This is a genomic window from Methylobacterium gregans (genome assembly GCF_022179245.1).
GTDB classification, from domain to species: Bacteria; Pseudomonadota; Alphaproteobacteria; order Rhizobiales; family Beijerinckiaceae; genus Methylobacterium; species Methylobacterium gregans.
In genome coordinates, this window is the sequence record NZ_BPQM01000022.1 from 38,217 (window position 1) to 62,587 (window position 24,371).

Sequence of the window (24,371 nt, forward strand, 5' to 3'; positions counted from 1 at the left end):
CGCCGCCGGTCGAGGCGCGCCGAAGCGTGGCAGAAATGCCCCGCCGGGATGACGAAGACGTGACGCCGGCTCAAGCTTTGCCGCGGGCGTGGAAACATGCCGCCGCATCACCGTTCTGTGAGGGCGGGGTCCGGCGGGCCGCCGGAATGCGAGAGAGGCGGTTCGAGGGTGCGCTCAGGGGCTCTGCGGGACGGGTTGGTGGTGATCGGCGCCGTGGTCGCGACGGTGGCGCTCTGGCGCCTGCTGCCGGTCGAGACCTGGCTGCGCGACTTCGGGAGCTGGAGCGCCGGGCTCGGCCCGTGGGGGCCCGCCGCCTTCGCGGGCATCTTCCTCCTCGCCACGCTCCTGGTGATCCCCTGCACGCCGCTGACCATCGCGGGCGCGGTGGCCTTCGGCTGGTGGGCGATGCCGATCGTGCTGGCCTCCGCCACCGCGGGCTCGCTGCTGGCCTTCCTGGCCGCGCGCTCGGTCCTGCAGGGGCCGGTGCGGCGGATCATCGATCGGCGACCGGCCTGGAAGGCCACGGCCGAGGCGGTCGGCGACGGGGACTGGCGCCTGCTCCTGCTGATGCGGCTGAGCCCCTTCGTGCCCTTCAACGCCCAGAACTACGCGCTCGGCATCACCGACGTCGGGATCGGCGCCTTCCTGCTCTCGACGGTGCTCGGCATGCTGCCGGGCACGGTGGTGTGCATCTATCTCGGGGTGATCGGCCGCGCGGCGGGCAGCGAGGACCCGGTCCACTGGATCTCGCTCGGCCTCGGCCTCGTCGCCACGCTGGGCCTCGTCTGGCTGACGCGGCAGCGGGTCCGGGCAAAGCTGCGGGCCCGCGGCGGTTCCGGCCCGGCGGCGCAGGCTCGGAACCGCCCCGGCCGGGCGCGCGCGTCCGAGCGGGAAACGGACGCGCGGGCGTTGGAACAGGAGCAGGGCGCGGGATCATGACCATCGCGGTGAAGCCGAGCGACCTGCCGGCCCAGGCGCCCGCCGGCCCGTTCCGGCCCGGCGAGACCTGCTGGCGCGTGGAGCGCGCACCCCGCGCCGCCCTCCTGCACGACGGGGCCGCCTATTTCTCGGCGGCGCGGAGCGCGCTCGTGGCGGCCCGGCGCTCGATCCTGCTGATCGGCTGGAGCTTCGACCCGCGCACCGGCCTGCGGCCGGAGAGCGCCGACCCCTCCGGGGACGAGGCGCTCGGCGACCTGCTGCGCCGGCTGAAGCTGCAGCGGCCGGAACTCACGATCCGCCTGCTGATCTGGAACATGCCCTGGCCGATCTCGGCCAACAGCGACATGAAGCCCCCGGCGATCCGCGAGCGGCTCGGCCCCGGCATCGACTACCGCATCGACGACACGCTGCCTTTCGGCGCCTGCCAGCACCAGAAGATCCTGGTGGTGGATGACCGGGTCGCCTTCTGCGGCGGCAGCGACTTCGAGGCGAACCGCTGGGACACGCCCGCCCACCGCGACCGCGACGCCCGCCGCCGCCTGCCCTCGGGAGAGGCCTACCCGCCGCGCCACGACGTCATGCTGGCGGTGGACGGGGCGGCCGCCCGCGCGCTCGCGGCGCTCGCCCGGGAGCGCTGGCACGCGGCAACCGGCGAGGTGCTGGCAGCCGAGCCGGCGCCCGCGGAGGATCCCTCCCATGATCCTTCCTCCGATCCTTCTTCCGATCCTTGGCCCGAGACCCTCGCCGCCGACTTCGCCGACGTGCCGGTGGCGCTCGCCCGCACGGTGCCGGCGCTCGGCCGGGCGCCCGCCATCCGCGAGAACGAGGCCCTGTTCCTCCGGGCGATCGCGGAGGCGCGCCGCAGCATCTACCTGGAGAACCAGTACTTCACCGCGCCGCTGGTGGCCGAGGCCCTCGGCCGGCGGCTGGAGGAGCCGGACGGGCCCGAGATCGTGGTGGTGGTGGCCGAGCGCAGCCCGAACGGCTTCGACCGCCTGACCATGGACAGCGCCCGGCGCGGACTCATCAAGCGGCTGAAGGCGCGCGACCGCTTCGACCGCTTCCGCATCCTGGCGCCGCACACCGCGGCCGGGCAGCCGATCCTGATCCACTCCAAGGTCTCGGTCTTCGACGACACCCTGCTGCGGGTCGGCTCGACCAACCTGAACAACCGCTCCTTCGGCTACGACACCGAGTGCGACCTGGCGCTCGCGGCCGGCAACGGGCCGGACGATGCCGGCCTGCGGGCCGCCATCGCCCGGGTGCGCGACCGGCTGCTCGCCCACCACGCGGGCTGCGACGTGACGACCTTCGCGGCGCGGGTGGCCGAGCGGGGCAGCCTGCGGGCGGCGCTCGACGATGCCGCCCTCGTGCCGCCGCGCCGGCTCTGCCCGGTCGTCCCCTCGCACCGGGGGCTCGTCGCCCGCTTCGTCGAGGCCCTGAACATCGGCGACCCGCACGGGACGGGCGACGCGTGGCGGCCCTGGCGCCGGCCGGCCCTGATGCGGGCACTGGTCCGGGAGAGGCTCGGGGGCTGAGGGCTCAGCCCGCTTCCTCCGCCACCCGCTCCGCCCCTGCGGCGACCGGATCCAGCAGGATCTCGACGCGCAGCGGCCGGTGGTCGGAGGCGATCCGGGCGAGGCCCTCCCCCACCGGTTCCATCCGCGCCACGCCGATGCCGGCGGAGACGAAGACGTGGTCGATGCGCAGGAGCGGCAGGCGAGTCGGGAAGGTCGCGCCGGAGCGCGCGCCCCCCGGCCCGGCGAGGCGGCGCGCGTCGGTGAGGCGCCCCGCCAGCCGCCGGTAGGCGCGCGACCAGGGCGTGGCGTTGAGATCGCCCATGAGCACCACGGGGTCGCGGCAGGCCGGGTTCCCGAGCCAGTCCGGCCCGAGGAGCGCCGCGACTTGCGCCAGCCGCTCGCCGCTCGTCAGCCCCAGATGCGTGTTGAGCACCTGCAGCCGCCGCCCGCCGACCGCGACCTCGACCCAGAGCGCCCCCCGCGGCTCCAGACCGAGCCGGCGCGGGTGGCCCGGCAGGCCGGCCGCCCGCACCAGCCGCGAGGGGTGGGCGGTGAGGATCGCGTCGCCGTAGCGCTCGCCCTCGATGTGGAGCGCCGGGTGGAAATGCTGATCCATCCGCAGGAGGCGGGCGATCTCCTCCGCCTGGTCGAGGCCGCCGGTACGCGCGCGCCCGACATCGACCTCCTGCAGCGCCACGATGTCGGGTTCGCAGGCCGCGACCACCGCGGCGATCCGCTCGGGCGCGATCCGCCCGTCGAGGCCTAGGGCATGCCGGATGTTGTAGCTGAGGAGACGGATCAAGGGCGCGCTCGCGGAGGGGGCCGGCGGCCCCGCTTCCCCTCCAGATAGGGCGCCCCGCCTCAGGCCGCCTCGGCGATCGTGACCGGATCGAGCAGGTCGGTATCGGGCGCCGAGGCGACGGAGGCGGCGAGCAGGAGGAGGAGCGCCGCCGCGACCGCCACCGCCGTCAGCACCGCCGTGACGATGGCGGCGTGGCGGCGTGCGGCGTGGATCAGGGCGCAGCCGAGGGCGAAGGCGCAGACCTGCGCGAGCGGCGCGGCGAGGCTCGGAGCCATGACGTCGTTCCCTCTGTGCGTCCGCCCGTCAGCCCGGGATCGGGCCTCTCCGCTCTCCGGGACGGCGCTGCGGATGCAACCGGGACCCGCGCGCGGCGGATCCCGGCCGGATCGCGGCCCGATCACGATCACGGAAGCCTGAACTTTCATGCCCCGTTTGGGGTATGTGCCCCTGAGAGGTTCGTGAGCGTATGGGCCGGTTGCGTCCGCGTGCGGCCGAAGGAGACGTGCGCGGGCCGGGAAGGTTGCGCGCGATGGAGAGCGAGGACGCGGTCTCCGGGCTGATCGACCGCTTCTACGAGGCGGCCCTGCACCCCGAATTGTGGCGGGAGACGCTGGAGGCCTGCGCGCGGGTCTTCGGCGCCGAGGGCGCGCTGATGCTGCCGGGACCCGACGCGCCGCTGGAACTCGCCTGCAGCCCCTTCCTCGACGCGGCCATCGCGGACGGGCTCGGCCGGGGCTGGCTCGCCCACAACCCGCGGGTGCTGCGCGGCATCCCGGCGATGCGCGACCCTGCGCGGGTGCTCACCGAGCAGCACATCTTCAGCCCGCGCGAGCTCGACCACCTGCCCTTCAACGCCGAGTACGTGAACGCGCACGGCCTGCGCCACTTCGCGGGGTGCTACCTCGTGCCGGCGGGCGGGCGCAGCCTGATGCTGTCGCTGGAGCGCGCGCCCCGCAGCGGCGCCTTCACGCCCGCCGAGGTCGAGGCGATGGAGCGGGTGGTGCCCCATCTTCAGCGGGCGGGGCGCCTCGCGCTGCGGATCGCGGAGGCGCGGGCGGGCTCGACGCTGGAGGCCTTCGACCTGCTGCGCTGCGCGGGACTGCTCCTCGACGGGGCGGGCGCGGTGCTGCGGATGAACGGGCGCGCCGCCGCCCTGATGGGGGCGGGCCTCACCGTGCTGCAGGGGGCGCTGATCGCCCAGCACGGGCCGAGCAACGCCGCGCTCGGGCGGCTGATCGGCAGCGTGCTCGGCGGCGCGGTCGGCCCCCGGCGGGGGAGCCTGGGGCCGGTCTGCCGCCCGGTGGCGGTGCCCCGGCCCGTCGCGCCGGGGGCGCTGCCCGCGGCCCCCCTCCTCGTGCACGCCGCGCCGCTGCCCGGCGCGGCGGGCGACCTGTTCCAGCAGGCGCGCGCGGTGCTGCTGATCGTCGACCCGGCCGAAGCGCACCCGCCCGCCGAGGGGCTGCTGCGCGAGCTCTACGGGCTCACCGCCGCGGAGGGGCGCCTCGCCCGGATGCTCGGCGACGGGCGCGATCTCGGCGAGGCGGCGGTCGCGCTCGGCGTGGCGGTGAGCACGGCGCGCACGCAGCTCAAGGCCGTCTTCGCCAAGACCGGCACGCGGCGCCAAGCCCAGCTCGCGGTGCTGCTCGCCGGGCTCGGGCGCGGGCCGTGAGGCGGCCTCAGGCCGGCTCGAACAGCGGCACCCGGTCCATCTCCGGCACCCGCACGATGCCCCGGTCGGTGATGCGGATCCGCGGGATCACCGCGAGCGGGATCAGGTTGAAGCCCATGTAGGGAATGGCGCAGCCGGCCGCGCGCCACGCCGCCTTCAGGGCCCGCACGGACTCGGCGACCGCCCCGACGCGCCGGTCCGAGATCAGCCCGGCGACCGGCAGTTCGACGAGCGCGGTCACCACCCCGTCCGCCACCACGCAGACGCCCCCCTGCACCGCCGCGATGGCCTGGACGGCGAGCCGCATGTCGGCCTCGTTGACGCCCGCCACCACGATGTTGTGCGCGTCGTGCCCGACGCTGGAGGCCACCGCGCCGCGCGTCAGCCCGAAGGCGCTGAGGAGCCCGTGCGCCACGTTGCCGTTGATCCCGTGCCGCTCGATCACCGCGACGTGGCAGAGGTCGTGCGCGTGAAGCGTCTCCGCCCAGTCCGCCCCCGGCGCCAGCGGCACGCGGGCGTGGGCGAGCTCGATCCCCGGCAGCACCGTGCGGATGGCGTTGACGGTGCAGGGGCCGGAGGGCAGCGGCGGCACCAGCGCGGGCAGCGGCGCGGGCAGGCGTACGGTGCGGTAGGCGGGCTCCGGATAGCGATAGGGCTGCGCCAGGGCCGCCTCCAGCCGGTGCGTCGGCCGGCGGTTCTCCACCACCAGCGCGCCGCCGTACCACGTCGCCTGGGGCACGAGGTCGTCGTCGAGGAGCACGAGGTCGGCCCGGCGCCCGCCGCCGAGCCCGCCGATCTCGCCGTCGAGGCCGAACCGGGTCGCCGGGTGCAGCGAGCCCATCGCCCAGGCGGCGGGCTTCGGGATACCGAGCCGCACCGCCTCCCGCACCACCCAGTCGAGCCCGTAGGCCAGGAGGTCGTCGGCGTCGCGGTCGTCGGTGCAGGCGCAGACCCGCTTCCACGCCGCGCCGTACTCCGTGACCGTGCCGATCGCCTCCGGCAGCGAGTGCCAGGGGGTCGTCGGCGGACCGCCGCGCAGAAAAATCCAGAGGCCGGCTTCCAGGAGGTCGTCGGCGATCTCGGCATCGACCGCCTCGTGCGTGTCGGTGACGCCACTGGCGGCGTACGGCGCCACGAAGTGCCGTCCGTAGATGTGGCCCGAGACCGGGCGCCCCCGCTCCAGCGCCGCCGCCAGGATGGCGTGGGCGCGCGGATCGCCCTCCGCCACCGCGACGAAATCCATCTTCTCGCCGAGCGCGATCGCCTCCGGCCACGCATCGAACAGGGCCGCGATCTTCTCCGGCGTCAGGTCGCCGCCCGCGGTCTCGATGGCGGGGCTCGTCGCCGGCACGGTGCTGGGCACCGAGAGGTAGATGCTGAGCGGCGCCTGCCGCGCGTCCTCCAGCATCCAGGCGACGCCGTCGCTGTCGAGCACGTTGCCGATCTCGTGGCTGTCGCAGACGATCGTGGTGGTGCCGTTGACGAGCGCGGCCTCCGCGTAGGCGCAGGCCGTGACCATGCTGCTCTCGATGTGCAGGTGCGGGTCGACCAGCCCCGGCGCCAGGATGAGTCCCCGCGCGTCGTAGGTGTTGGGTCCCGTGTAGGTCCCGGCGCCCTTGAGCGCGGCGATGCGCCCGCCCGCGATCCAGATCTCGCGGTCGGGCAGGATGCGCTCCGAGTAGGTCGAGAGCGCCCGTGCGTTGGTGATCACGAGGTCCGGCGCGGCCCGGCCCCCGGCGACGTCGGCGAGGCGCCGCGTCATCCGGGCGAGCGGTTCGACGGAGAAGCGGTTCAGCGGAGCGGTCATCGGGGCCCTTCACCGGTTGGGGTGGTGCGTGGCGGGCAGGGAGCGTGCCATGCGGCGGATCGCTTTGCGAGCCGGGCGCCCGGTGCGGCGGGGCGGAGCGCGCCGGAGCCATCCCGATCCATCCCGATCCATCCCGATCCATGCCACGCGTCCGACCCTGCGGGCTCGTGCGGGCGAGAGCGGCTGCCCAACGCGGAGTGGACGGTCCGCGGTTTCCCCTGCGGCAGGCAAAGGATTGCGGGCAAGGGAGCGCGGGCAAGGGAGCGCGGGCAAGGGAGCGCGGGCAAGGGAACGCGGGCAAGGGAGCGCGGGGAGGCTGGAAGGCCGCCGAACGGATGGCGACGGGACGTGGATAGCCGCCTCCGACGACGGAGATTCACCCTCTGGCAGGCGCCCGAGTCGCGTTCCACGGATCGGCATCGGAGCCGCCGCCTCCGGCCTGCCGAGGCCGGTCCCCCGACGACCTCGGGATCTGGATGCCGTCGTTCGGGCCGCCGACCTCGAGAACCTGTCCCGTACCGCGACGGGGCGCCCCGATCGCGGGCGACTTGCGCGGCGAAACCAGTGATCTGACGCCGCGGACCGCAAAATGAGGGGTAAAGGCAATACAATTTTCGATTGTTCGATCGTTTATCCAGGAGTCGTGCAGACAACGAGATTTTTTCTCGCATCGAATGCAACAGAGTCCGAGGGCGGGCGTTCTGAGTGGGTCAAATGAGCGCGCTGAATAAAGGGCATCGTTCCCTGAATTCGCTGCAACGTGGAGAGATGTTCATGACCTACAGAAAATCGTTCGTCGCCGCTCTCGCCATCACCACCATGCTGGGCGGTGCGGCCTACGCCGCCGAGCAGGCGGCCAAGCCGGCGGTGGCGTCCGAGACGGCCGCCCAGAAGGCGGTCGACACGGATGTCGGCAAGCTCTCGAAGGACGGCACCCAGGCCTTCCGCGACATGCATCTCGCCCGCATCGCCATCTTCGACGCCGACCCAACGCAGGCAAAGGACCTGATCGGCAAGGCCCAGGCCGCGCTGACCAAGGCGAAGTCGGACGATGCCGTGTTCATGAAGGCGGAGGCCGATCTGAAGGCACCGACCGACAAGACCGATGCCAAGGCGGACACCAAGGCCGGCACAAAGGCGGCCTCTACCGAGAAGGTCGCGTGGCTGCCCATCGACGCGCAGCTGACGCTGGGCGAGGACTTCGTGGCAACGCCCGAGAAGGCTGCCGCGGTCACGGATGCGAACAAGAGCCTCCAGAAGGGCGACAAGCGGGGCGCCCTGGAGAGGCTCAAGCTCGCCGGGATCGACGTGAACTTCACGATGGCGGTGCTTCCGCTCGACAAGACCACGGCCGACGTGAATCAGGTCGCCACGCTGATCGGTCAGGGCAAGTACTACGAGGCCAACGCGCTCCTGAAGACCGCCGAGGACCGGATGCGCATCGACGTCGTCGATGTGTTCGGCACCCCCCGGAACGCGGCCCATACGGGGAGCGTGACGCAGGGCAAGGCGGCCAAGTGAGGTATGCCGCGCGATCTCTGCAGCATGATCTCGGCCAATTGATCTGACGGAGGCGGGCCGGTGCGTGTTCCATGCATCGGCCCGCCCAATTGTGGGGCGCGGGTGACCGAACTCTCATCGCGCGGGAGGCGAAGCATGAAGTGGGCGGCTCTATCGCTCGCGGTCGCCGTCGGCGGCCTTCTCTGCGGCTCCGCGGCCACGCCGGTCCGGGCGGCGGGGTTCCCGCGCTTCGACATCGCCGGATCCTGCTCACCGGAACGCGGCGCCGAGGTCGGCACCGACGGGAGCGGCGCGAGCTACCGGGGCTGCCTCGCCGACGAGCGCGCGGCGCGGCGCACGTTGCGGCGCGACTGGGCGCGCTTCGCGCCGCGGCTGCGGCGTGCCTGCCGGGCCGAAACCGTCATCGGCGGGTCGCCCTCCTACGTGGAGATGCTGACCTGCCTCAACCTTGATCGCGAGACCCTGCCGTTCCGGCCGCTGCCGATGCGCCCGCCCGGCAGCGCCCCACGATGATCCGGCATCGACCCAGAAAGGAAACACCATGGCGTCCAAGGCCCGCAGCCTGAATCTCGCTTTGGCCGGCTTGCTCGTGCTCGGTGCCGGGACGGCGGAGGCGGCCGGTCTCGCGTGTCCCGGAGGCGGTAAGGCTCCGCCGGACGGCCCTCTGTTCGCGGTGATGAGCGAGCCGGGGCAGGCAGCCGGCTCGAATCAGGCCCTGCGCGCGGCGGTGCAGCGCCTGCGCGGCGAGGGCCTGTCGAGCGGGGCGATCATCGACCATGCCGTGGCCTCCTACTGCCCGGTCCTCGCACGGGACGACAGCCTGTCGCTGCCGCAGAAGCGGTCGGTCCTGCGCAGCTTCGCGGCTCAGGTGACCACGCTCGTCTACGATCCCGCGCAGGACGAGACGCAGATCCTCCTCACCGTACCGATCCCGACCGCCCTGTCCGACCAGATCGACGCCGCTGCCGCGAAGGCCCGCGAGGACCGCGGCACCTGGGTCCTCCGGATTCTGGAGGCGGGCGTCGCGGGACGGTGAGGACGGGCGGGGATCGCGGGCGCTCTACGTGGTCTGGCACGTGCTCCGGCGCGCCCGCGCGGGGAACTTTGGGCACCAAATCCTGTAGTTCAGGTTGCGACTGTCCCGCTTGGCTTCCCGAGGCTCCATGCGCTCCCGCCGCTCCGCCTTCCTCTGCACCGTTCCCGCGTCTCTCGCCTTCTGCCTCGCCCTCGCCCCGGCGCGGGCCGACGTGCTGATCCGGATCGACAAGGACAGGCAGACCATGGCGGTCAGCGTGAACGGGCAGCCGCGCTTCTCCTGGCCGGTCTCGACGGGCAAGGCCGGGCACGACACGCCGAACGGCAGCTACCGGCCGCAGCGCATGGCCCGCACCCATTTCTCGCGGGAATGGGACGACGCGCCGATGCCCCACTCCATCTTCTTCACCGGCTCCGGCCACGCCATCCACGGCTCCTCCCACCTCTCGGCGCTCGGGCGCCCGGCCTCGCACGGCTGCGTCCGCCTCGCGCCCGGCAAGGCCGCCGCCCTGTTCCGGCTGGTGAAGCAGGAGGGGCCGGGCAACACCCGCATCGTGGTCGAGGGCGAGATTGCCCCGCGCGTCGCGAGCCGCGGCGGGGTCCGGGCCGTCCGGGGCCGCGGGCTCTACGAGTCGGACGGGGTGATGTCGGCCGGGATGCAGATGGGCCGCGGCGTCTACGCGCCCGCCCCCGTCCGCCGCGCCCCGCGGGGCTACGCGGCGCCCGACCCCTACGGGTACGGGTACGGCCAGCAATACGGCTACGGCTACGCGCCGGCCTATGGCGGCGCGGTCTACGTCGACGACGGCTACTGAAACCCCCGCACGGCCCCGCCCGCGGGTGCGGCCGTCAGCTCCGCCTGGAAGCCCGCCAGATAAGCGGTCAGCCGGGCGGCCAGGGCGGCGTCGGCGCACTGCACCCAGAGCGGCGCCGGCAGGGCCGAACGGTCGAGGCCGATCAGCAGGTGCTCGACCATCCCGGCGGCGTCCCGCTCGCTCGACGCCGCGAGCAGCCGGGTGCCGGCCGGCGTGCCGACGAGGATCGCGATGCGCGCCATGCGGGGGTAACGGTCGGGACGGTCCTGTCGTTGCGCGCGGCCTGCCGTCGCCCGCGCCGCGGGCCCAAGCTGAACCGTTGCTGTCCGGCGCCTTCAGGCTCCCTGCACGAGCCCCGTCCTAGTCTGCGGATGTGAGCGGCCGGGCGATCCGGCCGCCCCCAGACGAACCGGACCCGAGGCCATGACGAGACTTCCCCTCCTCGCGGCCGCCGCGCTGATCGGCGTCGGCGCCCTCACCTCCACGGCGGCCGAGGCCCGCGGACGCGGCGGCGCGCTCGCTGCCGGCCTGATCGGCGGCCTCGCTGCGGGCGCGCTCATCGGCGCCGCGGCCTCCGCCCATGCCGAGCCGGCCTACGGCTACGATTACGCCCCGCCCCCGCCGCCCCGCCCCTACGGCTACGCCCCCGCCGCGTATGGCCGCCCGCGCGTGGTCTACGAGGAGCCGGTCTACGAGACCCGCCGGGTGATCTCCTACGAGCGCGTGCCCGTCGGCTACGCCCCGGTCCGGCGCGGGTGGGACGGTCCCTACGGCGAGCGGTGGTAGCGCGCGGGTTGCCCGCCTGAAGCCTCGGGTTGCCCGCGCCAAGACGCGGGTTAACCGACGGGAACAGGCGGCCCTTCGCCCCGTTCTGGGAGACGCGAAGGAGAGCATCATGACGACAGGAAAGATCGCGAGTGCCACCGCGCCCGCGGGCGAGAACGGCGAGATCGGCCTCGCCCGGGGCGAGCGCCTCGCCCTCCGGATGTGGCGCGACGAGCCGCCGAACGCCGACAAACCGACCTCGGTCTCGGCCCACGAGACCGTCGGCTACGTGCTGAAGGGCCGCGCCGAGCTGGTTCTGGCGGGCGAGTCCGTGCTGCTAGAACCCGGCGATTCCTGGCTGGTGCCGGCTGGAATCGAGCACACCTACCGTATTCTTGAGACCTTCACAGCCATCGAGGCGACCGCCCCGCCGGCCGTGTAATGTTCGCGCCTCGTCGCGGGTCGAGAGATCCGCGACGATTGCTGCCTCAACCTGGGCTCATCGCATCATCGTCACGGATGCGCCGACCTCGACCCGCTGGTAGAGGTCGACGACGTCCTGGTTGTACATGCGGATACAACCGTAAGACGCGAAGGTGCCGATCGAGCTCGGCCGGTTCGTGCCGTGGATCGCGTACTGCCCGCCTGACAGCGTCAGCGCCGCCGCGCCCATCGGGTTGCCGGGCGAGCCCCCGGCGATCAGGTTCGGCAGGCGCGGGTTGTCGCGCTTCACCTCCGCGGGCGGCGACCAGGCCGGCCGCACGTACTTGCCGTCCACCGCCGTGGTGCCGAACCACTGTTTTCCGGGCTTGCCCACAGCCACCGGATAACGGATCGCCGTGCCGTCCCCGTTGACGAGGTAGAGCTTGCGCTCCGACGCGCTCACCACCACCGAGCCCGGCGCCGCCGCGTAGGGGAACGCCACGACCTCGCGGGCCTCCGCCTGACCCGCGCCCAGAGCCGCCAATCCGAGGCCGGCAAGCCCCGCCCAAACCCTGTATCGACCCGACATCGTACCTCTCCGCCAAGCGTGACCGTGATGCCTGCCGAGTAAGTCGCGGGGCCGCTTACGCGTTCCGGAAAAAGCTTGGTTGACGAGGGGTTTGTGCGCGAGGATCGTGCCGATGGGTGAAAGACGCCGGTGCTTGGTCCCTCGAAGGCGGCGCACGCCCTTCAGCGCTCCGTAAGGATCACCGGTTCACGCGCCTGCCAGCCGTGGCGGGCGAGCTCCGGGTCGGCATGCTCCTCCACCGGCCAGCCGACGCACAGATAGGCCACGAGCTGCCAGGAGACCGGCACGTCGAGCAGCGCCGTGATGGTGGCGGGTTCCAAGATCGAGACCCAACCGACGCCGAGCCCGCGGGCGCGCGCGGCGAGCCAGAAGGTCTGCACCGCGCCGACCACCGAGTAGCGCAGCATTTCCGGCATGGTCGCTCGGCCGAGGCCGTGGCCCGCTTCGGTGCCTGCGTCACAAAACACCGCCAGATGCACGGGCGCCTCGCGCAGGCCGGCGAGCTTCAGCGCGCGGTACTGCTCCCGGCGAGGACCCGCATAGGCGAGCGCCGCGTCGGCATTGCAGCGCGCGAAGCTCGCCGCAACGCCCGCCCGGCGATCCGGATCGGCGACGCGCACGAAGCGCCAGGGCTGGCTGTTGCCGACGGAGGGGCTGAGCTGCGCCTCGTCCAAGCACGCCAGCAGCGCCGCCTCCGGAACTGGTTCGCTGCGGAAGCGGCGCACGTCGCGCCGCCACGCGAACAGGTCGCGCAAGGATCGGCGGAAGGCCTCGTCGAAGGTGGGCGGCGCGCTCATCGTCCCGCAGCTCATAGCGGGATCCGCTGCCCGAGAGCAGCCCGGAAAAAAGGCCGCCCGGGTGGGGCGGCCTGGAGTCCTTGGGTCTCGAAACCTCTGGAGTGCCGGGATCGTGGGAGCCGGACGGCGACCGAGGGCTGGGGAGCTCGGGTTTCGGACGCCGGCCGGGCACGGGCCCGACGAGATTTCAGGGCTCGTTGTGCTGCTGCAACAAGGCTCGGAAAAGGCGCGATCTGGGCGAAATCGTGGTGATTTGTATCTTCCGCGTTGCGTGCGCGACACAGGTGATCCCGCCGCGGCCCCTTGCGGCCGACGCGGCCGCCGCCCATCATCCCGGATCACGAGCCGACTTAAGGACACGGGTGCGGGACGGAGGGGGAATGAGCGAGCGGACGGTCGACGACGCGACGATGCGGGTGATCCCCTTTCCGAACGCGCCGAGCCCACCGCAGATCGCCTTCAACCGCGACGAGCTGCGCACGATCTTCAACCTCTACGGCCGCCGCGTCGCCGATGGCGAGTGGCGCGACTACGCCCTGGATTTCCGGCGCGACAAGGCGGTGTTCTCGATCTACCGCCGCGCCTCCGAGATGCCGCTCTACCGCATCGAGAAGGACCCGAAGCTCGCCCGGCGCCAGGGCGCCTACGCGGTGATCGCGGCGGGTGGCCTCGTGCTGAAGCGCGGGCACGATCTCGCCCGGGTCATCGCCGTGCTGGAGAAGCCGCTTCGGGCGGTCTGAGGGTCGCGGGATCCCAAAGGGCCTCCGGCCCTTTGGCACGGTCCGGGGCTCTGCCCTGCACCCGCGAAAGGTCTCGACCTTTCGAAACCAGGACCCGGGGCACCTCAGAACAGCGCGACGAGCCCCACGCCCACCACCATCAGGGCGGCGCCGAGGACGCGCCAGAGGCTCGCCGGATGCACCGGAAAGCCGATCAGGCCGAAATGGTCGAGGGCGATCGAGGCGCAGACGCCGACCGTCACGATGATGCCGAGGAAGCTCGCCGCGCCGATCGCCGGGGAGGCGTAGAGCTGGGCCAGGATCAGCAGCACGCTGAGGAAGCCGCCGGCCCAGGCCCACCAGGGCACCGCGGTGATCTGCTGCGCGCTTGGGATCGCGAGCTTGCCGGTGGCGAGACCGCCGACGAGAAGCGCGGAGGTGCTCACTAGAAGCGTGATCAGGCCGGCCGTGACCGGCAGGCCGAGGGATTTCGCGAGCGTCGCGTTCTGTCCGGGCTGGATCGCGTTGGCGAGGCCGGCGACGATCGTCAGAGCGTAGAGGAACCACATGGCCGGGCAACGAGCCCGGCACGGTCCGTTTCCCGGCAAACCGCGTGCTGCGGCGGTTCACCGCTGAGGGGCGCGCATGTCGTTCTGCATGAAGGCTCCCATGAAAAAAGCCCCGGCTTGCGCCGGGGCTCTCTCGATCCGTTCCGGATCTCTCGGGCTTAGCGGCGGTCGCCGAGGAGCGAGAGCAGGAACTGGAACATGTTGATGAAGTCGAGGTACAGCGTCAGCGCGCCGTTCACCGACAGCTTAGCCGCGCCCTCGGCATCGAAGCCGCTGTAGAGATACATCTCCTTCAGCTTCTGCGTGTCGTAGGCGGTGAGACCCGCGAAGATCAGCACGCCGAGCACCGAGATCGCGAACTGCAGCGCGCTCGAGGCCAGGAAGATGTTGACCAGCGAGGCGATGATCAGGCCGATCAGACCCATGATCAGGAACGAGCCCATCCCCGAGAGGCTGCGCTTCGTGGTGTAGCCGTAGAGGCTGAGACCGCCGAAGGTCGCCGCGGTGATGAAGAACACCCGCACCACGCTCGCGCCCGTGAAGACGAGGAGCAGCGTCGACATCGACGCGCCCATCACGGCCGCGAAGGCGAAGAACATCATCCGGGCGGATGAGGCCGACATCCGGTCCATCCGCATCGAGAAGACGAAGATGAACACGAGGGGGGCGAACATCAGCACCCACTTGAGGGGGCTGTTATAGAGGGTCTGGCCGAAGGGCGTCAGGGCGAGCCGGCCCGTCTCGGTCGTCGCCGTCGCGGCCATGTTGAGGCCGAGCGCGACGAGGCCCGAGATGCCGAGGCCGACGACCATGTTGTTGTAGACGCCGAGCATGAAGCTGCGCAGGCCCTGGTCGACCTCGACCTGCGTGCCGGCGTATCCCGGCGCCTGGGCGCCGTACCGGAAGGGGCTGTTGTCGAATGCCATGGGAGTTCCCTTGAGGATGCTCTCTCAGCGTGGTGTTCGGGGCGAGGCCCACGCGGGACCTCTGGCGCCGGAGAGCGCCTCGCGACCGAATATGTTGCGTCGCGGGGCTCCACACAAGAGGGCCGCCGAGCTTGCGCGGCCTGTTTTCAGAGGCGGAATGCCGTAAATTTGTTGGTAAAACGCGGGATTAAATTTCGTTTAGCTGACGTCCGGAATGGTTCTGCAGCTTCGTGCAGCTTCCGAATGGATGGTTTCAGGAGCCTGGCCCGCTTCGGCATCTTCGTATCGTGCCGGACGGGCCCGTGTCAGCCCGTCCCGAACCGCGGCACGGGCCGGGCGGGACCCGCCGGTGCTCTCGCTCACAGCCCGCGCAGGTAGGGGGCGGGCTTCTGCCCCAGGATGCGCCACGTTCCCGCGAGGCCGAGGCCGACCGCCAGGACGACCGCGAGGCCCGCGGCCACGAGGGCGCCCGAGAGGTCGAGCACGAAATCGAGCCGCATCACCTTCGTGACGATGACCCAGCCGGCGAGCGCGCCGGCGATCATCCCGAAGAGTGCGGTGGCCAGCCCCAGCGCCCCGTATTCCAGACCGTAGGCGGCGAGCAGGCGCCCGCGGCCGGCGCCCAGCACCTTCAGCACCACGGCGTCGTAGAGCCGGGCGCGGTGGCCAGCCGCGACGGCGCCCGCCAGGACGAACAGGCTCGCCAGCACCGCGACCGCGCTCGCCCCGCGGATGGCCAGCACCAGCTTGCCCACGAGGTCGCCGACCGCGTCGAGGGCGTCCTTCACCCGCACGCTGGTGACCGACGGGAAGGTGTGGGCGACGTCGCGCAGGATGCGGTTCTCGGCCGCCCCGTCAGTGCCGTGGGCCAAGCTCAGCGTGGCGAGGTCGGCGTGCGGCGCCCCCCGGAACGTGCCGGGCGAGAACACCATCACGAAGTTGATGCCGAGGTTGCGCCACTCGACCTTGCGCAGGTTCGCGATGCGCGCGCTGACGGTGCGGCCGAGCACGTTGACCGTGACCTCGCTGCCGATCTTCAACCCGAGCTGGCGCGCGAGCTCCGACTCGAACGAGACGAGCGGCGTGCGGCCCTCCTCCGGGGTCCACCACGTGCCCGCGGTCAGCACCGAGCCGTCCGGCAGGTCGTCCGCGTAGGTGATGCCGCGGTCGCCGTCGAGCACCCAGGCGGCGTCCTCCGGCGGCCGGATCTTGCCCGCCGGCACGCCGTCGAGGGCGACGATGCGCCCGCGCATCATCGGCACGCGCTCGATCTTGCCCGTAGGCGCGGCCTTGGCCAGGAAATCGTGGAAGCGGTCGGCATCGGCCGACGGGATGTCGAGGAAGAACAGGTTCGGCGCCTTGGCGGGCAGGCTGGCGCTGATGGTCCGGCGCACGTTGGCGTCGATCACGCTCAAGGTCACGAGGAGCGTCACGCCGAGGCCGAGCGAGAGCACGATGGTCGGCGTGAGCGCGCCCGGCCGGTAGAGGTTCGCGAGCGCCATGCGGGGGGCGGCGCGCCGCGGGTGCGGCAGGCGGCGGGCGAGCGCCATCAGCCCCGTCGCGACGAGGCGCAGCAGCCCGAAGGCGAGCCCGGCCGCCGCGATGAAGATCAGCGCGACCCGCTTGTCGAAGGCCGTGGCGACGGCGAGCACCACCAAGGCGAGCAGCGCGGCGGCGAGCATCAGCCGGTAGCGCGGCCGCGGCGTCCGGGCGGACGGATCGACCGTGTCGCGGAACAACCCCGAGACCGGCACGTCGTGGGCGCGGCCGAGCGGCGTGATCGCGAAGGCGAAGGCGGTGAGCAGGCCGTAGGCGGCGGCGAGCAGGAGCTCGCCCGGTGCCAGAGTCGGGTTGAGCGGCAGCGGCAGCGCGTCGTGGAACAGCGCGTCGATCGCGAAGGGCAGGCCCGCGCCGAGGACCAGCCCCGCGAGCGTCCCGAGGCCCGCGATCAGCATCACCTGCACGAGGTAGAGCCCGACCACCTGCGAGCCCGGGGCGCCGACGCTCTTCAGCGTCGCGATCGAGCCGCGCTTGCGCTCCACGAAGGCGTGGACGGCGTTCGCGACGCCGACGCCCCCGACGATGAGCGCCGTGAGGCCGACGAGCGTGAGGAACTGGGTGAAGCGCTCGATGCTCTTGGCGAAGCGCGGGTCGGCGTTGGAGCGCGTGCGCATCTCCCAGCCGGCCTCCGGCGCGGCCTTGGCAATGCGGGCGGCGGCCGCGTCGAGCGCGGCATCCGAGGCCCCCGGAACCGCGATCCGGTAGCTCCAGCGGTTGAGGCTGCCTGGCTGGACGAGGCCCGTGGCGCGCAGTGCCTCCTGGGTGATGATCAGGCGCGGGCCGAAGCCGAGGCCGCCCGCGATCTTGTCGGGCTCGCTCGCGACGGTGGCGCGGATCGCGAAAGGGTGGCCTGCGAGCGTGACCCGGTCGCCGACCTTCAGGTCGAGCCGGGTCAGCAGGGCCGGGTCGGCGACGGCGCCGGGCACGCCGTCCCGGGGGCCGAGCAGCTGGGCGAGATCCGCGTGCGGCTCCGTGACGAGGACACCCGCCAGCGGGTAGGCGTCGTCGATCGCCTTCAGCTCGACCAGGGCCGCGCCCTCGCCCGCCACCGCCATGGCGCGCAGCGTCGCGACCGTGCCGATCCGGCCCTCGCGGGCCAGCACGGCGCGCTCCTCCGGCGTCGCCTCGCGGTTGATCAGGCTGTAGCTGAGATCGCCGCCGAGGATGCGCCGTCCTTCGCGGCCGAGCCCGTCCGAGAGCGAGCGCGAGATCGAGGCGACGCCCGCGATCGCCATAACGCCGAGCGCGATGCAGGCCAGGAAGACGCCGAAGCCCGAGAGGCCGCCGCGGAACTCCCGGAGCGCGAGGCGCAGCGTCAGGGGCAGGCGGCGCGCCCGCGCGGGCGGGGTGAAGGTGCCGTGCATCAGGCGCTCGCCGAAGCGGTTGTCGGGGCAGTCGTCTGGGCCGCCCCTGCCTCCGCCTCGATCTGGCCGGAGCGCATCCGGATGGTGCGGTCGCAGAGCCGGGCGAGGCCGGGATCGTGCGTGACGAGGACGAGTGTGACGCCGCGGTCGCGCTTCAGCCCGAACAGAAGGTCCACGATCTGCCGGCCCGTCGCCTCGTCGAGGTTGCCGGTCGGCTCGTCGGCGACCAGGATCGCCGGATCCGGCGCGATCGCGCGGGCGATGGCGACGCGCTGCTGCTCACCGCCCGAGAGCTGGGCCGGGTAATGGTGCATGCGGTGCCCAAGCCCGACCGCCTCCAGCTCCGCCCTGGCGCGGGCATGCGCCTCGGGCCTGTCGGCGAGTTCGAGGGGCAGCGCCACGTTCTCCAGCGCGGTCATCGTCGGCACGAGGTGGAAGGCCTGGAACACGATGCCGATGCGCCGGCCGCGGAAGCGGGCGAGCGCGTCCTCGTCGAGGCGGCCCAGATCCGCGTCCTCGATCCGGATCGTCCCGGAATCCGGCCGCTCCAGCCCGGCCATCACCATGAGCAGCGTCGACTTGCCCGACCCCGAGGGACCGACGAGGCCGACCGCCTCGCCGCGGGCGACGTCGAGTGAGAGGCCGCGCAGCACGTGCACGCGGGCGGCGCCCCGCCCGAGGCTGAGATCGATGTCGCGCAGGCTGACGGCGGGGCCTTCTCCTTGGCCAGCCGACGGGGTCCCGTTCGTGTCTCGGGTCTTGTCTGTGCTCACCGGGAGGCCGATCTGTGCGCGATGACGGGAAGCATGGCGGATGAGGCTCGGGTGTGGCGGCGGCGAAATCGGTGCGCGACGACACCCGGCGATTGCCGGGGCGATATGGGCTCATCCCGGGGCGGACGCCAAGAGTCCGGACGCCAAGTGTCCGGGGGATGGGTGCGCCATGATGGCTCGCCCCCCGGGATTTGGCCCCGTCTCGGCCTGCTCCTCCTCGCCGCGCTGGTGCTGCTGATGCCGGCCGTGCTCCCGGCGGGGGCGCAAGCCGCCCGCCCGCTCAAGCTCGTGGCGCTCGGCGACAGCCTCACGGCCGGCTACCGCCTGCCGGCGGATGCCGCCTTTCCGGCGGTGCTGGAGCGGGAGTTGAGGAAGAAGGGACACGCCGTCACGGTCGCCAACGCTGGCGTCTCGGGCGACACCTCCACGGGCGGGCTCGACCGGGTCGACTGGTCGGTGCCGGACGGGACCGACGGCGTCATCCTCGAACTCGGCGCCAACGACATGCTGCGGGGCACCGATCCCGCGGTGACCCGGAAGGCGCTCGACACGATCATCACCCGGCTCAAAGGCCGCGGCATCCCGGTCCTGCTCGCCGGGATGCGGGCCTCGGCCAATCTCGGGCCGGACTACGTCGCCCGCTTCGACGCGCTCTATCCCGACCTCGCGAAACAGCACGAGTTGGTGTTCTACCCCTTCTTCCTGGCGGGCGTTGCAGGCGAGCGCGGCCTCAATCTCGACGACGGCTTGCACCCGAACACCAAGGGGGTCGAGGCGGTCGTCGCGGGCATCCTGCCCGCGGTCGAGAGCTTCCTCGCCCGGCTGGGCAAGCCCGAGCGCTGAGGGGAGCTGGACCATGCCGCGCCTGTTCACCGGCCTCGCCGTCCCGGCGGAGATCGGCGCGCGCCTCTCCCGCTTCCGTGGCGGGCTGCCCGGCGCCCGCTGGGTCGAGGGCACCGACTACCATGTGACGCTCCGCTTCCTCGGCGATATCGACGCGGACGTGGCCGAGGACGTGCTGGAGGCGCTCGCCGGGATGCGGGCGCGGGATCCGGTCACCGTCCAGCTGGAGGGGCTTGGCGCCTTCGGGGGCGACCGGCCGCGGGCGCTCTTCGCCGCGGTCGCGCAGGACCCGGGCCTGATGGACCTGCAGGCCGAGCAGGAGCGGCTGGTGCGCCGGGCGGGCGTCGCGCCGGAGACGCGCCGGTTCACGCCCCACGTCACGCTGGCGCGCCTCAAGCGCGAGGCGAGCCCAGAGGCGGTGGCGATGTACGTCGCCCAGAGCGGCCTGTTCGAGCCGCTGAGCTTCGAGGCCCGCACTGTGACGGTGTTCTCGGCCCGCGAATCGACGGGCGGCGGTCCCTATATCGCCGAGGCCGAGTTCCCGTTCGCCTGAGCCCGGCTCAGAGCCGCCGGAGCGCCACGCTCTCGATGCGGTGGCTCGCGCCCTTCGACAGGATCAGGCTGGCGCGCTGGCGCGTCGGCAGGATGTTCTCGACGAGGTTCGGCAGGTTGATCGTGGTCCAGAGCCGGTCGGCGATGGCGAGCGCCTCCGCCTCCGGCACCTCGGCATATTTGCGGAAGTAGGAGCGCGGGTCGCGGAAGGCCGTCTGACGCAGCTTCATGAAGCGGGTGACGTACCAGCGGTGCAGGTCGTCCTCGTGCCCGTCGAGATAGATCGAGAAGTCGAAGAAGTCCGACACGAAGGGGATCGCCGTTCCGTCCCGCGGCAGCCGGGCGGGCTGGAGCACGTTCAGCCCCTCGACGATCAAGATGTCGGGGCTCTCCACCACCCGTTCCTCGCCCGGCACCCGGTCGTAGACGAGGTGGGAGTAGAGCGGCGCCGTCACGCGGCCGTGGCCGGCCTTCACGTCGTGGAGGAAGCGCAGGAGGGCTGCCGTGTCGTAGCTCTCGGGGAAGCCCTTGCGCTCCATCAGGCCGGCGGCCGCGAGCTCCGCGTTCGGCAACAGGAAGCCGTCGGTGGTGACGAGATCGACCTTCGGGGTGTTCGGCCAGCGGGCGAGCAGCGCCGCCAGGATGCGGGCGGTGGTCGACTTGCCGACCGCGACCGAGCCCGCGAGCCCGATGATGTAGGGGGCCTTGCGCTCGCGCTCGGCGATGAGGAAGCGCTGCGTCGCCTTGAACAGCCCCTGGGTCGCCGCGACGTAGAGCGAGAGCAGCCGCGAGAGCGGCAGGTAGATCGCCACCACCTCCTCGATCGAGATGGGGTCGTTGATCGATTGCAGCCGGGTCAGGTCGTCGGCCGACAGGGTGAGCGGGGTGTCGGCGCGCAGGCTCGCCCACTCGTCCCGGCTGAAGCGGCGATAGGGCGAGAGCCGGTCCGACCCGGCGCCCGTCACCGGATCCTGGCCGGTCTCGCCGATCGGAGCCGGCGCGAAGCTCATGTGTGGCGCCTCGCGGCCTTCTCGGCGAGCCCGCTCTGGGCCGTGCGGCGCTCCAACTCCGCCATCACGGCGTCGAGGCTGACGCCGCCCGCCTGCAGCACCACGACGAGGTGGTAGAGCACGTCCGCGGCTTCCGCCGTCAGCCCCGCCTTGTCCCCCTGGACCGCGGCGATGGCGGCCTCGACCGCTTCCTCGCCGAGCTTCTTGGCGGCCTTGGCCGGGCCGCCCGCCAGGAGCTTGGCCGTGTAGGAGGCCTCGGGCGCAGTGCCGGCGCGGCTCGCCACCAGCCGCGCGAGATCGTTCAGGGTGTAATCGCTCATGCAACACCGTGCATCCTGGGGCCCGCCACGGCGCCGCATCCGGCGGGAAATTGCGTCAAGGGCCGCCCGCGAGCAAGCCGCCCGGCTGACAGAAGTCCGGCGCTCCCCATCCGACTATCCTCGAGGCCACGCCGGGCGGGTTCACGCGTCGAGGCGCATCGCGAGGCCGGCCGCCGCCATGTGGGCCTTGGCCTCGGCGACACTGTGTTGCCCAAAGTGGAAGATCGAGGCGGCCAGTACCGCGCTGGCGCCCCCCTCGGCCACACCCGCCACGAGATCGTCGAGGCCGCCGACGCCGCCCGAGGCGATCACCGGCACCGCGACCGCGTCCGCGATGGCGCGGGTCAGCGCGAGGTCGTAGCCCGAGCGGGTGCCGTCCCGGTCCATCGAGGTGACGAGCAGCTCGCCCGCCCCCTTGGCGGCCACCGTGCGGGCGAAGGCGATCGCGTCGAGCCCGGTCGGGTTGCGCCCCCCGTGCGTGAAGATCTCCCAGCGCGCCGGCTCGTCGGGGCCGGAGACGCGCTTGGCGTCGATCGCCACCACGATGCACTGGGCCCCGAACTTCTCGGCCGCGCGGGCCACGAGGTCCGGGTCCTTCACGGCGGCCGTGTTGATCGCGACCTTGTCGGCGCCCGCGAGCAGCAGCGCCCGCACGTCCTCCACGGCCCGCACGCCGCCGCCGACGGTCAGCGGCATGAAGCAGGCCTCGGCGGTGCGACTCACCACATCGAGCAGCGTGCCGCGGGCCTCGTGGCTCGCGGTGATGTCGAGGAAGCAGAGCTCGTCGGCGCCGGCCGCGTCGTAGGCCTTGGCGGCCTCGACGGGGTCGCCCGCGTCGCGGAGCTCGAGGAACTGCACGCCCTTGACGACGCGGCCGTCCTTGACGTCGAGGCAGGGGATGATTCGGGTCTTGAGCAAGACGGGCCTTCAGTCGGTCGTGTCGTCGGGGTCGGCGGGGAAGGGGCGCGCGAGCATCTCCTCCCGGGTGTAGGGGCAGGCCGTGGGAAAGGTCTTGAGCGGCAGGCCGGTCTCGTTGGCGGCCTCAAGCCTCGCGCCGCGGTAGGCGCGCTCCAGGCCTTCTGCCAAACGGCTCTTAAGACCGGGATTGTCCTTCAGCACGTCCGCCGCGTTGTTCCGATGGGCATGGATCGAGATGGCCCAACTGCGGGTTCGTAGCTCGGGCTGATGCTCCCACTTCAGCATGTGCAGCAGGATCACGCGCCAAGCGCTCACCAAGCTGTTGAATTCGGTCCGCCCCAAGCTCTCGATCTCCTCGGCGAGGTTGTCGAGATCGAGACCCGCGAAGTCGCCGGCGCGCAGCCGTGCGCCCTGCTCCTGCGTCCAGGTGTAGAAATCGTCCTCGTAGGCGGTCCCGGCCTCGGACGGCCGGGCCGTCGCCTTCACGGCGCTCATCGCAGGCTCCAGGCGCGCTCCTGTCGAGGCGTCAGCCTATCACAGCCCCGTCCGCTTCGCCTCGGCGATCGCCTTCAGCGCCGCGCGGGGGTCGATGCGGCCGTCGTAGAGGGCGCGGCCCGTGATCGCGCCCGCGATCAGCGCGCAGTCGGGCTGGAGCAGGCGGTGCACGTCCTCGATCGAGGCGAGGCCGCCCGAGGCGATGACCGGGATGCGCACCGCCTGAGCCAGCGCCAGCGTCATCTCGACGTTGAGGCCCTTCAGGATGCCGTCCCGGGCGATGTCGGTGTAGATGATCGCCGCGACGCCCGCGTCCTCGAAGCGCTGTCCCAGCTCCTCGGCGGTCATGCTGGAGGTCTGGGCCCAGCCCTCGACGGCGACGCGGCCGTCCTTCGCGTCGATGCCGACCGCGACCTTGCCGGGATGCAGGCGGGCGGCCTCGCGCACGAAGGCCGGGTCGCGCACGGCGGCGGTGCCGATGATGACCCGGGCGATCCCCTTGGACATCCACGCATCCAGGGTCTTCATGTCGCGGATGCCGCCGCCGAGCTGCACCGGGAGCGAGACCCGGGCGAGGATCGCGTCCACGGCGGCGGCGTTGCGCGGCTCACCCGCGAAGGCACCGTCGAGATCGACCACGTGCAGCCAGGAGAAGCCCTGCGTCTCGAAATCCGCGGCCTGCGCCGCGGGATCGTCGTTGAAGATCTTGGCGCGCGCCATGTCGCCCTGCACGAGGCGGACGCAGCGTCCTTCCTTCAGATCGATGGCCGGATACAGGATCACGCGAAAATACCCTTTCGTCCCAGAAGGTTCAGCCGGCCCTCAGGGACGCCACTTGAGGAAGTTGGCGAGGAGCGCGAGGCCCAGGCGCTGGCTCTTCTCGGGGTGGAACTGCGTTCCGGCGACGTTGTCCCGGGCGACCATCGCGGTGACGGGGCCGCCGTAATCGACCTCGGCCACCACGTCCTCCGGCCGGTCGGCCTTCAGGGCGTAGCTGTGCACGAAATAGGCGTGCAACCCGTCGTTCCCCGTCGGGATACCCGCGAGCAACGGATGGTTACCCGGGCTCAACGTGTTCCAGCCCATATGCGGGATCTTGAGGGTTGGATCGGCCGGGCGGATCGGCCCGACATCGCCCGGGATCCAGCCGAGACCGGGCGTGGTCTCGTATTCCAGCCCACGGGTCGCCAGGAGCTGCATGCCCACGCAGATGCCGAGAAAGGGCCGGCCGCGCGCGTGGGCAGCCTCCTCCATCGCCGCGACCATGCCCGGCACGGCGTCGAGGCCGCGGCGGCAATCGGCGTAGGCGCCGACGCCGGGCAGCACCACCCGGTCGGCGGCCGCGACCACGTCCGGCTCGCCCGTGACCACGATGCGGCTGTCGAGTCCGGCCTCGCGGGCGGCGCGCTCGAAGGCCTTGGCGGCCGAGTGCAGGTTGCCCGAGCCGTAATCGATGATGGCGACGGTCTCGCTCACCGGGCGCCCTCGCTCGCCGGGAACAGGCCGATGACCGGGTCGCGCTCGCCCGCGAAGGCGGGGCGCTGCGGCGCGGGCGGGCGGGTCGCCGGGTCGAGCCAGCGGGCCATCGCCTTGGCCTCGGCCTCGGCGGGGGGAAGGTCCTGGCGCAGCAGCGCCTCGGC

At 72.4% G+C, this 24,371-nt stretch carries 28 protein-coding genes; 12 read left to right on the plus strand and 16 right to left on the minus strand.

The features are described 5' to 3' along the window. Window positions 1-168: 168 nt before the first annotated feature. Window positions 169-939, plus strand: coding sequence for a TVP38/TMEM64 family protein (locus tag MFF54_RS05100; RefSeq protein WP_370880229.1), 771 nt, complete (start codon window positions 169-171; stop codon window positions 937-939). Further along, a complete protein-coding gene (locus MFF54_RS05105; RefSeq protein WP_238301535.1) occupies window positions 936-2,477 on the plus strand; it encodes a phospholipase D-like domain-containing protein in 1,542 nt (513 codons plus the stop codon). Before MFF54_RS05100 ends, MFF54_RS05105 begins: the two co-directional genes overlap by 4 nt. A gap of 4 nt (window positions 2,478-2,481) precedes the next feature. Here MFF54_RS05105 and MFF54_RS05110 read toward each other — a convergent pair whose 3' ends face one another. Both MFF54_RS05110 and MFF54_RS05115 read right to left on the minus strand, forming a co-directional pair. Beyond that, on the minus strand, window positions 2,482-3,261 hold the full coding sequence (locus MFF54_RS05110) for an endonuclease/exonuclease/phosphatase family protein (RefSeq protein ID WP_238301536.1): 780 nt from the start codon (window positions 3,259-3,261) through the stop codon (window positions 2,482-2,484). Window positions 3,262-3,320: 59 nt separating this feature from the next. Next, window positions 3,321-3,536, minus strand: a complete 216-nt coding sequence (locus tag MFF54_RS05115; RefSeq protein ID WP_238301537.1) for a hypothetical protein — start codon at window positions 3,534-3,536, stop codon at window positions 3,321-3,323. Window positions 3,537-3,790: 254 nt separating this feature from the next. Between MFF54_RS05115 and MFF54_RS05120 the strand changes: the two genes are divergently transcribed. Beyond that, window positions 3,791-4,930, plus strand: a complete 1,140-nt coding sequence (locus MFF54_RS05120; protein ID WP_238301538.1) for a helix-turn-helix transcriptional regulator — start codon at window positions 3,791-3,793, stop codon at window positions 4,928-4,930. A 7-nt stretch (window positions 4,931-4,937) separates the two neighbouring features. Here the strand turns inward: MFF54_RS05120 and MFF54_RS05125 are convergent, their stop codons facing one another. Next, window positions 4,938-6,737 carry an adenine deaminase C-terminal domain-containing protein gene (locus MFF54_RS05125; protein ID WP_238301539.1) on the minus strand — a complete coding sequence of 600 codons (1,800 nt, stop codon included), beginning with the start codon at window positions 6,735-6,737 and terminating at the stop codon, window positions 4,938-4,940. A 774-nt stretch (window positions 6,738-7,511) separates the two neighbouring features. On the opposite strand from MFF54_RS05125, the gene MFF54_RS05130 reads away from it, so the two are divergent. The 4 genes from MFF54_RS05130 to MFF54_RS05145 all read left to right on the plus strand — a co-directional run bounded on the left by MFF54_RS05130 (window position 7,512) and on the right by MFF54_RS05145 (window position 10,108). Beyond that, window positions 7,512-8,258: a YfdX family protein gene (locus tag MFF54_RS05130; RefSeq protein ID WP_238301540.1), complete on the plus strand. Its 747-nt coding sequence runs from the start codon at window positions 7,512-7,514 to the stop codon at window positions 8,256-8,258. A 135-nt stretch (window positions 8,259-8,393) separates the two neighbouring features. Beyond that, on the plus strand, window positions 8,394-8,771 hold the full coding sequence (locus tag MFF54_RS05135) for a hypothetical protein (RefSeq protein WP_238301541.1): 378 nt from the start codon (window positions 8,394-8,396) through the stop codon (window positions 8,769-8,771). Between the two features lie 28 nt (window positions 8,772-8,799). After that, on the plus strand, window positions 8,800-9,294 hold the full coding sequence (locus tag MFF54_RS05140; RefSeq protein ID WP_238301542.1) for a hypothetical protein: 495 nt from the start codon (window positions 8,800-8,802) through the stop codon (window positions 9,292-9,294). 127 nt (window positions 9,295-9,421) lie between these two features. Next, entirely contained in the window at window positions 9,422-10,108 is a 687-nt protein-coding gene (locus tag MFF54_RS05145) for a L,D-transpeptidase (protein WP_238301543.1), read from the plus strand. Here the strand turns inward: MFF54_RS05145 and MFF54_RS05150 are convergent. Then, complete coding sequence (locus MFF54_RS05150) at window positions 10,102-10,350, minus strand: hypothetical protein (protein ID WP_238301544.1); 249 nt, start codon at window positions 10,348-10,350, stop codon at window positions 10,102-10,104. The two genes, MFF54_RS05145 and MFF54_RS05150, sit on opposite strands and share 7 nt — an antisense overlap. Window positions 10,351-10,531: 181 nt before the next feature. Here MFF54_RS05150 and MFF54_RS05155 point away from each other — a divergent pair, with 181 nt between their 5' ends. Both MFF54_RS05155 and MFF54_RS05160 read left to right on the plus strand, forming a co-directional pair. Beyond that, on the plus strand, window positions 10,532-10,894 hold the full coding sequence (locus MFF54_RS05155) for a hypothetical protein (protein WP_238301545.1): 363 nt from the start codon (window positions 10,532-10,534) through the stop codon (window positions 10,892-10,894). A 109-nt stretch (window positions 10,895-11,003) separates the two neighbouring features. Further along, window positions 11,004-11,315, plus strand: coding sequence for a cupin domain-containing protein (locus tag MFF54_RS05160; protein ID WP_238301546.1), 312 nt, complete (start codon window positions 11,004-11,006; stop codon window positions 11,313-11,315). 57 nt (window positions 11,316-11,372) lie between these two features. On the opposite strand, the gene MFF54_RS05165 is transcribed toward MFF54_RS05160, so the two are convergent. Together MFF54_RS05165 and bluB are read right to left on the minus strand one after the other, a co-directional pair. Continuing rightward, window positions 11,373-11,885, minus strand: coding sequence for a L,D-transpeptidase (locus MFF54_RS05165; protein ID WP_238301547.1), 513 nt, complete (start codon window positions 11,883-11,885; stop codon window positions 11,373-11,375). A 161-nt stretch (window positions 11,886-12,046) separates the two neighbouring features. Continuing rightward, window positions 12,047-12,682: a 5,6-dimethylbenzimidazole synthase gene (gene bluB / locus MFF54_RS05170; protein ID WP_238301548.1), complete on the minus strand. Its 636-nt coding sequence runs from the start codon at window positions 12,680-12,682 to the stop codon at window positions 12,047-12,049. Between the two features lie 380 nt (window positions 12,683-13,062). On the opposite strand from bluB, the gene MFF54_RS05175 reads away from it, so the two are divergent. Continuing rightward, window positions 13,063-13,422, plus strand: a complete 360-nt coding sequence (locus MFF54_RS05175; protein WP_238301549.1) for a DUF2794 domain-containing protein — start codon at window positions 13,063-13,065, stop codon at window positions 13,420-13,422. 104 nt (window positions 13,423-13,526) lie between these two features. Here MFF54_RS05175 and MFF54_RS05180 read toward each other — a convergent pair whose 3' ends face one another. From MFF54_RS05180 to MFF54_RS05195, 4 genes are all read right to left on the minus strand, one after another. Further along, complete coding sequence (locus tag MFF54_RS05180) at window positions 13,527-13,970, minus strand: DMT family transporter (RefSeq protein ID WP_238301550.1); 444 nt, start codon at window positions 13,968-13,970, stop codon at window positions 13,527-13,529. Window positions 13,971-14,128: 158 nt separating this feature from the next. Then, window positions 14,129-14,896, minus strand: a complete 768-nt coding sequence (locus tag MFF54_RS05185; protein ID WP_238301551.1) for a Bax inhibitor-1/YccA family protein — start codon at window positions 14,894-14,896, stop codon at window positions 14,129-14,131. A 359-nt stretch (window positions 14,897-15,255) separates the two neighbouring features. Further along, complete coding sequence (locus MFF54_RS05190) at window positions 15,256-17,820, minus strand: ABC transporter permease (RefSeq protein WP_238301552.1); 2,565 nt, start codon at window positions 17,818-17,820, stop codon at window positions 15,256-15,258. Next, entirely contained in the window at window positions 17,820-18,521 is a 702-nt protein-coding gene (locus tag MFF54_RS05195; RefSeq protein ID WP_238301563.1) for an ABC transporter ATP-binding protein, read from the minus strand. The genes MFF54_RS05190 and MFF54_RS05195 overlap by 1 nt, the downstream gene beginning before the upstream one ends. A 309-nt stretch (window positions 18,522-18,830) precedes the next feature. Between MFF54_RS05195 and MFF54_RS05200 the strand changes: the two genes are divergently transcribed. Both MFF54_RS05200 and thpR read left to right on the plus strand, forming a co-directional pair. After that, the gene (locus tag MFF54_RS05200) at window positions 18,831-19,436 is read left to right on the plus strand and encodes an arylesterase (RefSeq protein ID WP_238301564.1); all 606 of its coding nucleotides are present in this window, start codon (window positions 18,831-18,833) and stop codon (window positions 19,434-19,436) included. Between the two features lie 13 nt (window positions 19,437-19,449). Continuing rightward, window positions 19,450-19,989, plus strand: coding sequence for an RNA 2',3'-cyclic phosphodiesterase (gene thpR / locus MFF54_RS05205; protein ID WP_238301553.1), 540 nt, complete (start codon window positions 19,450-19,452; stop codon window positions 19,987-19,989). A gap of 7 nt (window positions 19,990-19,996) precedes the next feature. On the opposite strand, the gene coaA is transcribed toward thpR, so the two are convergent. The 6 genes from coaA to hisH form a co-directional block, all read right to left on the minus strand. After that, window positions 19,997-20,998 (minus strand): type I pantothenate kinase, encoded by a 1,002-nt coding sequence (gene coaA, locus MFF54_RS05210; protein WP_238301554.1) that lies wholly within the window; start codon window positions 20,996-20,998, stop codon window positions 19,997-19,999. Beyond that, window positions 20,995-21,318: a phosphoribosyl-ATP diphosphatase gene (locus MFF54_RS05215; RefSeq protein ID WP_238301555.1), complete on the minus strand. Its 324-nt coding sequence runs from the start codon at window positions 21,316-21,318 to the stop codon at window positions 20,995-20,997. The genes coaA and MFF54_RS05215 overlap by 4 nt, the downstream gene beginning before the upstream one ends. Window positions 21,319-21,459: 141 nt before the next feature. Continuing rightward, window positions 21,460-22,236, minus strand: a complete 777-nt coding sequence (hisF, locus tag MFF54_RS05220; RefSeq protein WP_238301556.1) for an imidazole glycerol phosphate synthase subunit HisF — start codon at window positions 22,234-22,236, stop codon at window positions 21,460-21,462. Window positions 22,237-22,245: 9 nt separating this feature from the next. Next, a complete protein-coding gene (locus MFF54_RS05225; RefSeq protein WP_238301557.1) occupies window positions 22,246-22,731 on the minus strand; it encodes a DUF29 domain-containing protein in 486 nt (161 codons plus the stop codon). 39 nt (window positions 22,732-22,770) lie between these two features. Beyond that, window positions 22,771-23,514 (minus strand): 1-(5-phosphoribosyl)-5-[(5-phosphoribosylamino)methylideneamino]imidazole-4-carboxamide isomerase, encoded by a 744-nt coding sequence (gene hisA, locus MFF54_RS05230; protein ID WP_238301558.1) that lies wholly within the window; start codon window positions 23,512-23,514, stop codon window positions 22,771-22,773. A gap of 39 nt (window positions 23,515-23,553) precedes the next feature. Then, window positions 23,554-24,207, minus strand: coding sequence for an imidazole glycerol phosphate synthase subunit HisH (hisH, locus tag MFF54_RS05235; RefSeq protein WP_238301559.1), 654 nt, complete (start codon window positions 24,205-24,207; stop codon window positions 23,554-23,556). Between the last annotated feature and the right edge of the window lie 164 nt (window positions 24,208-24,371).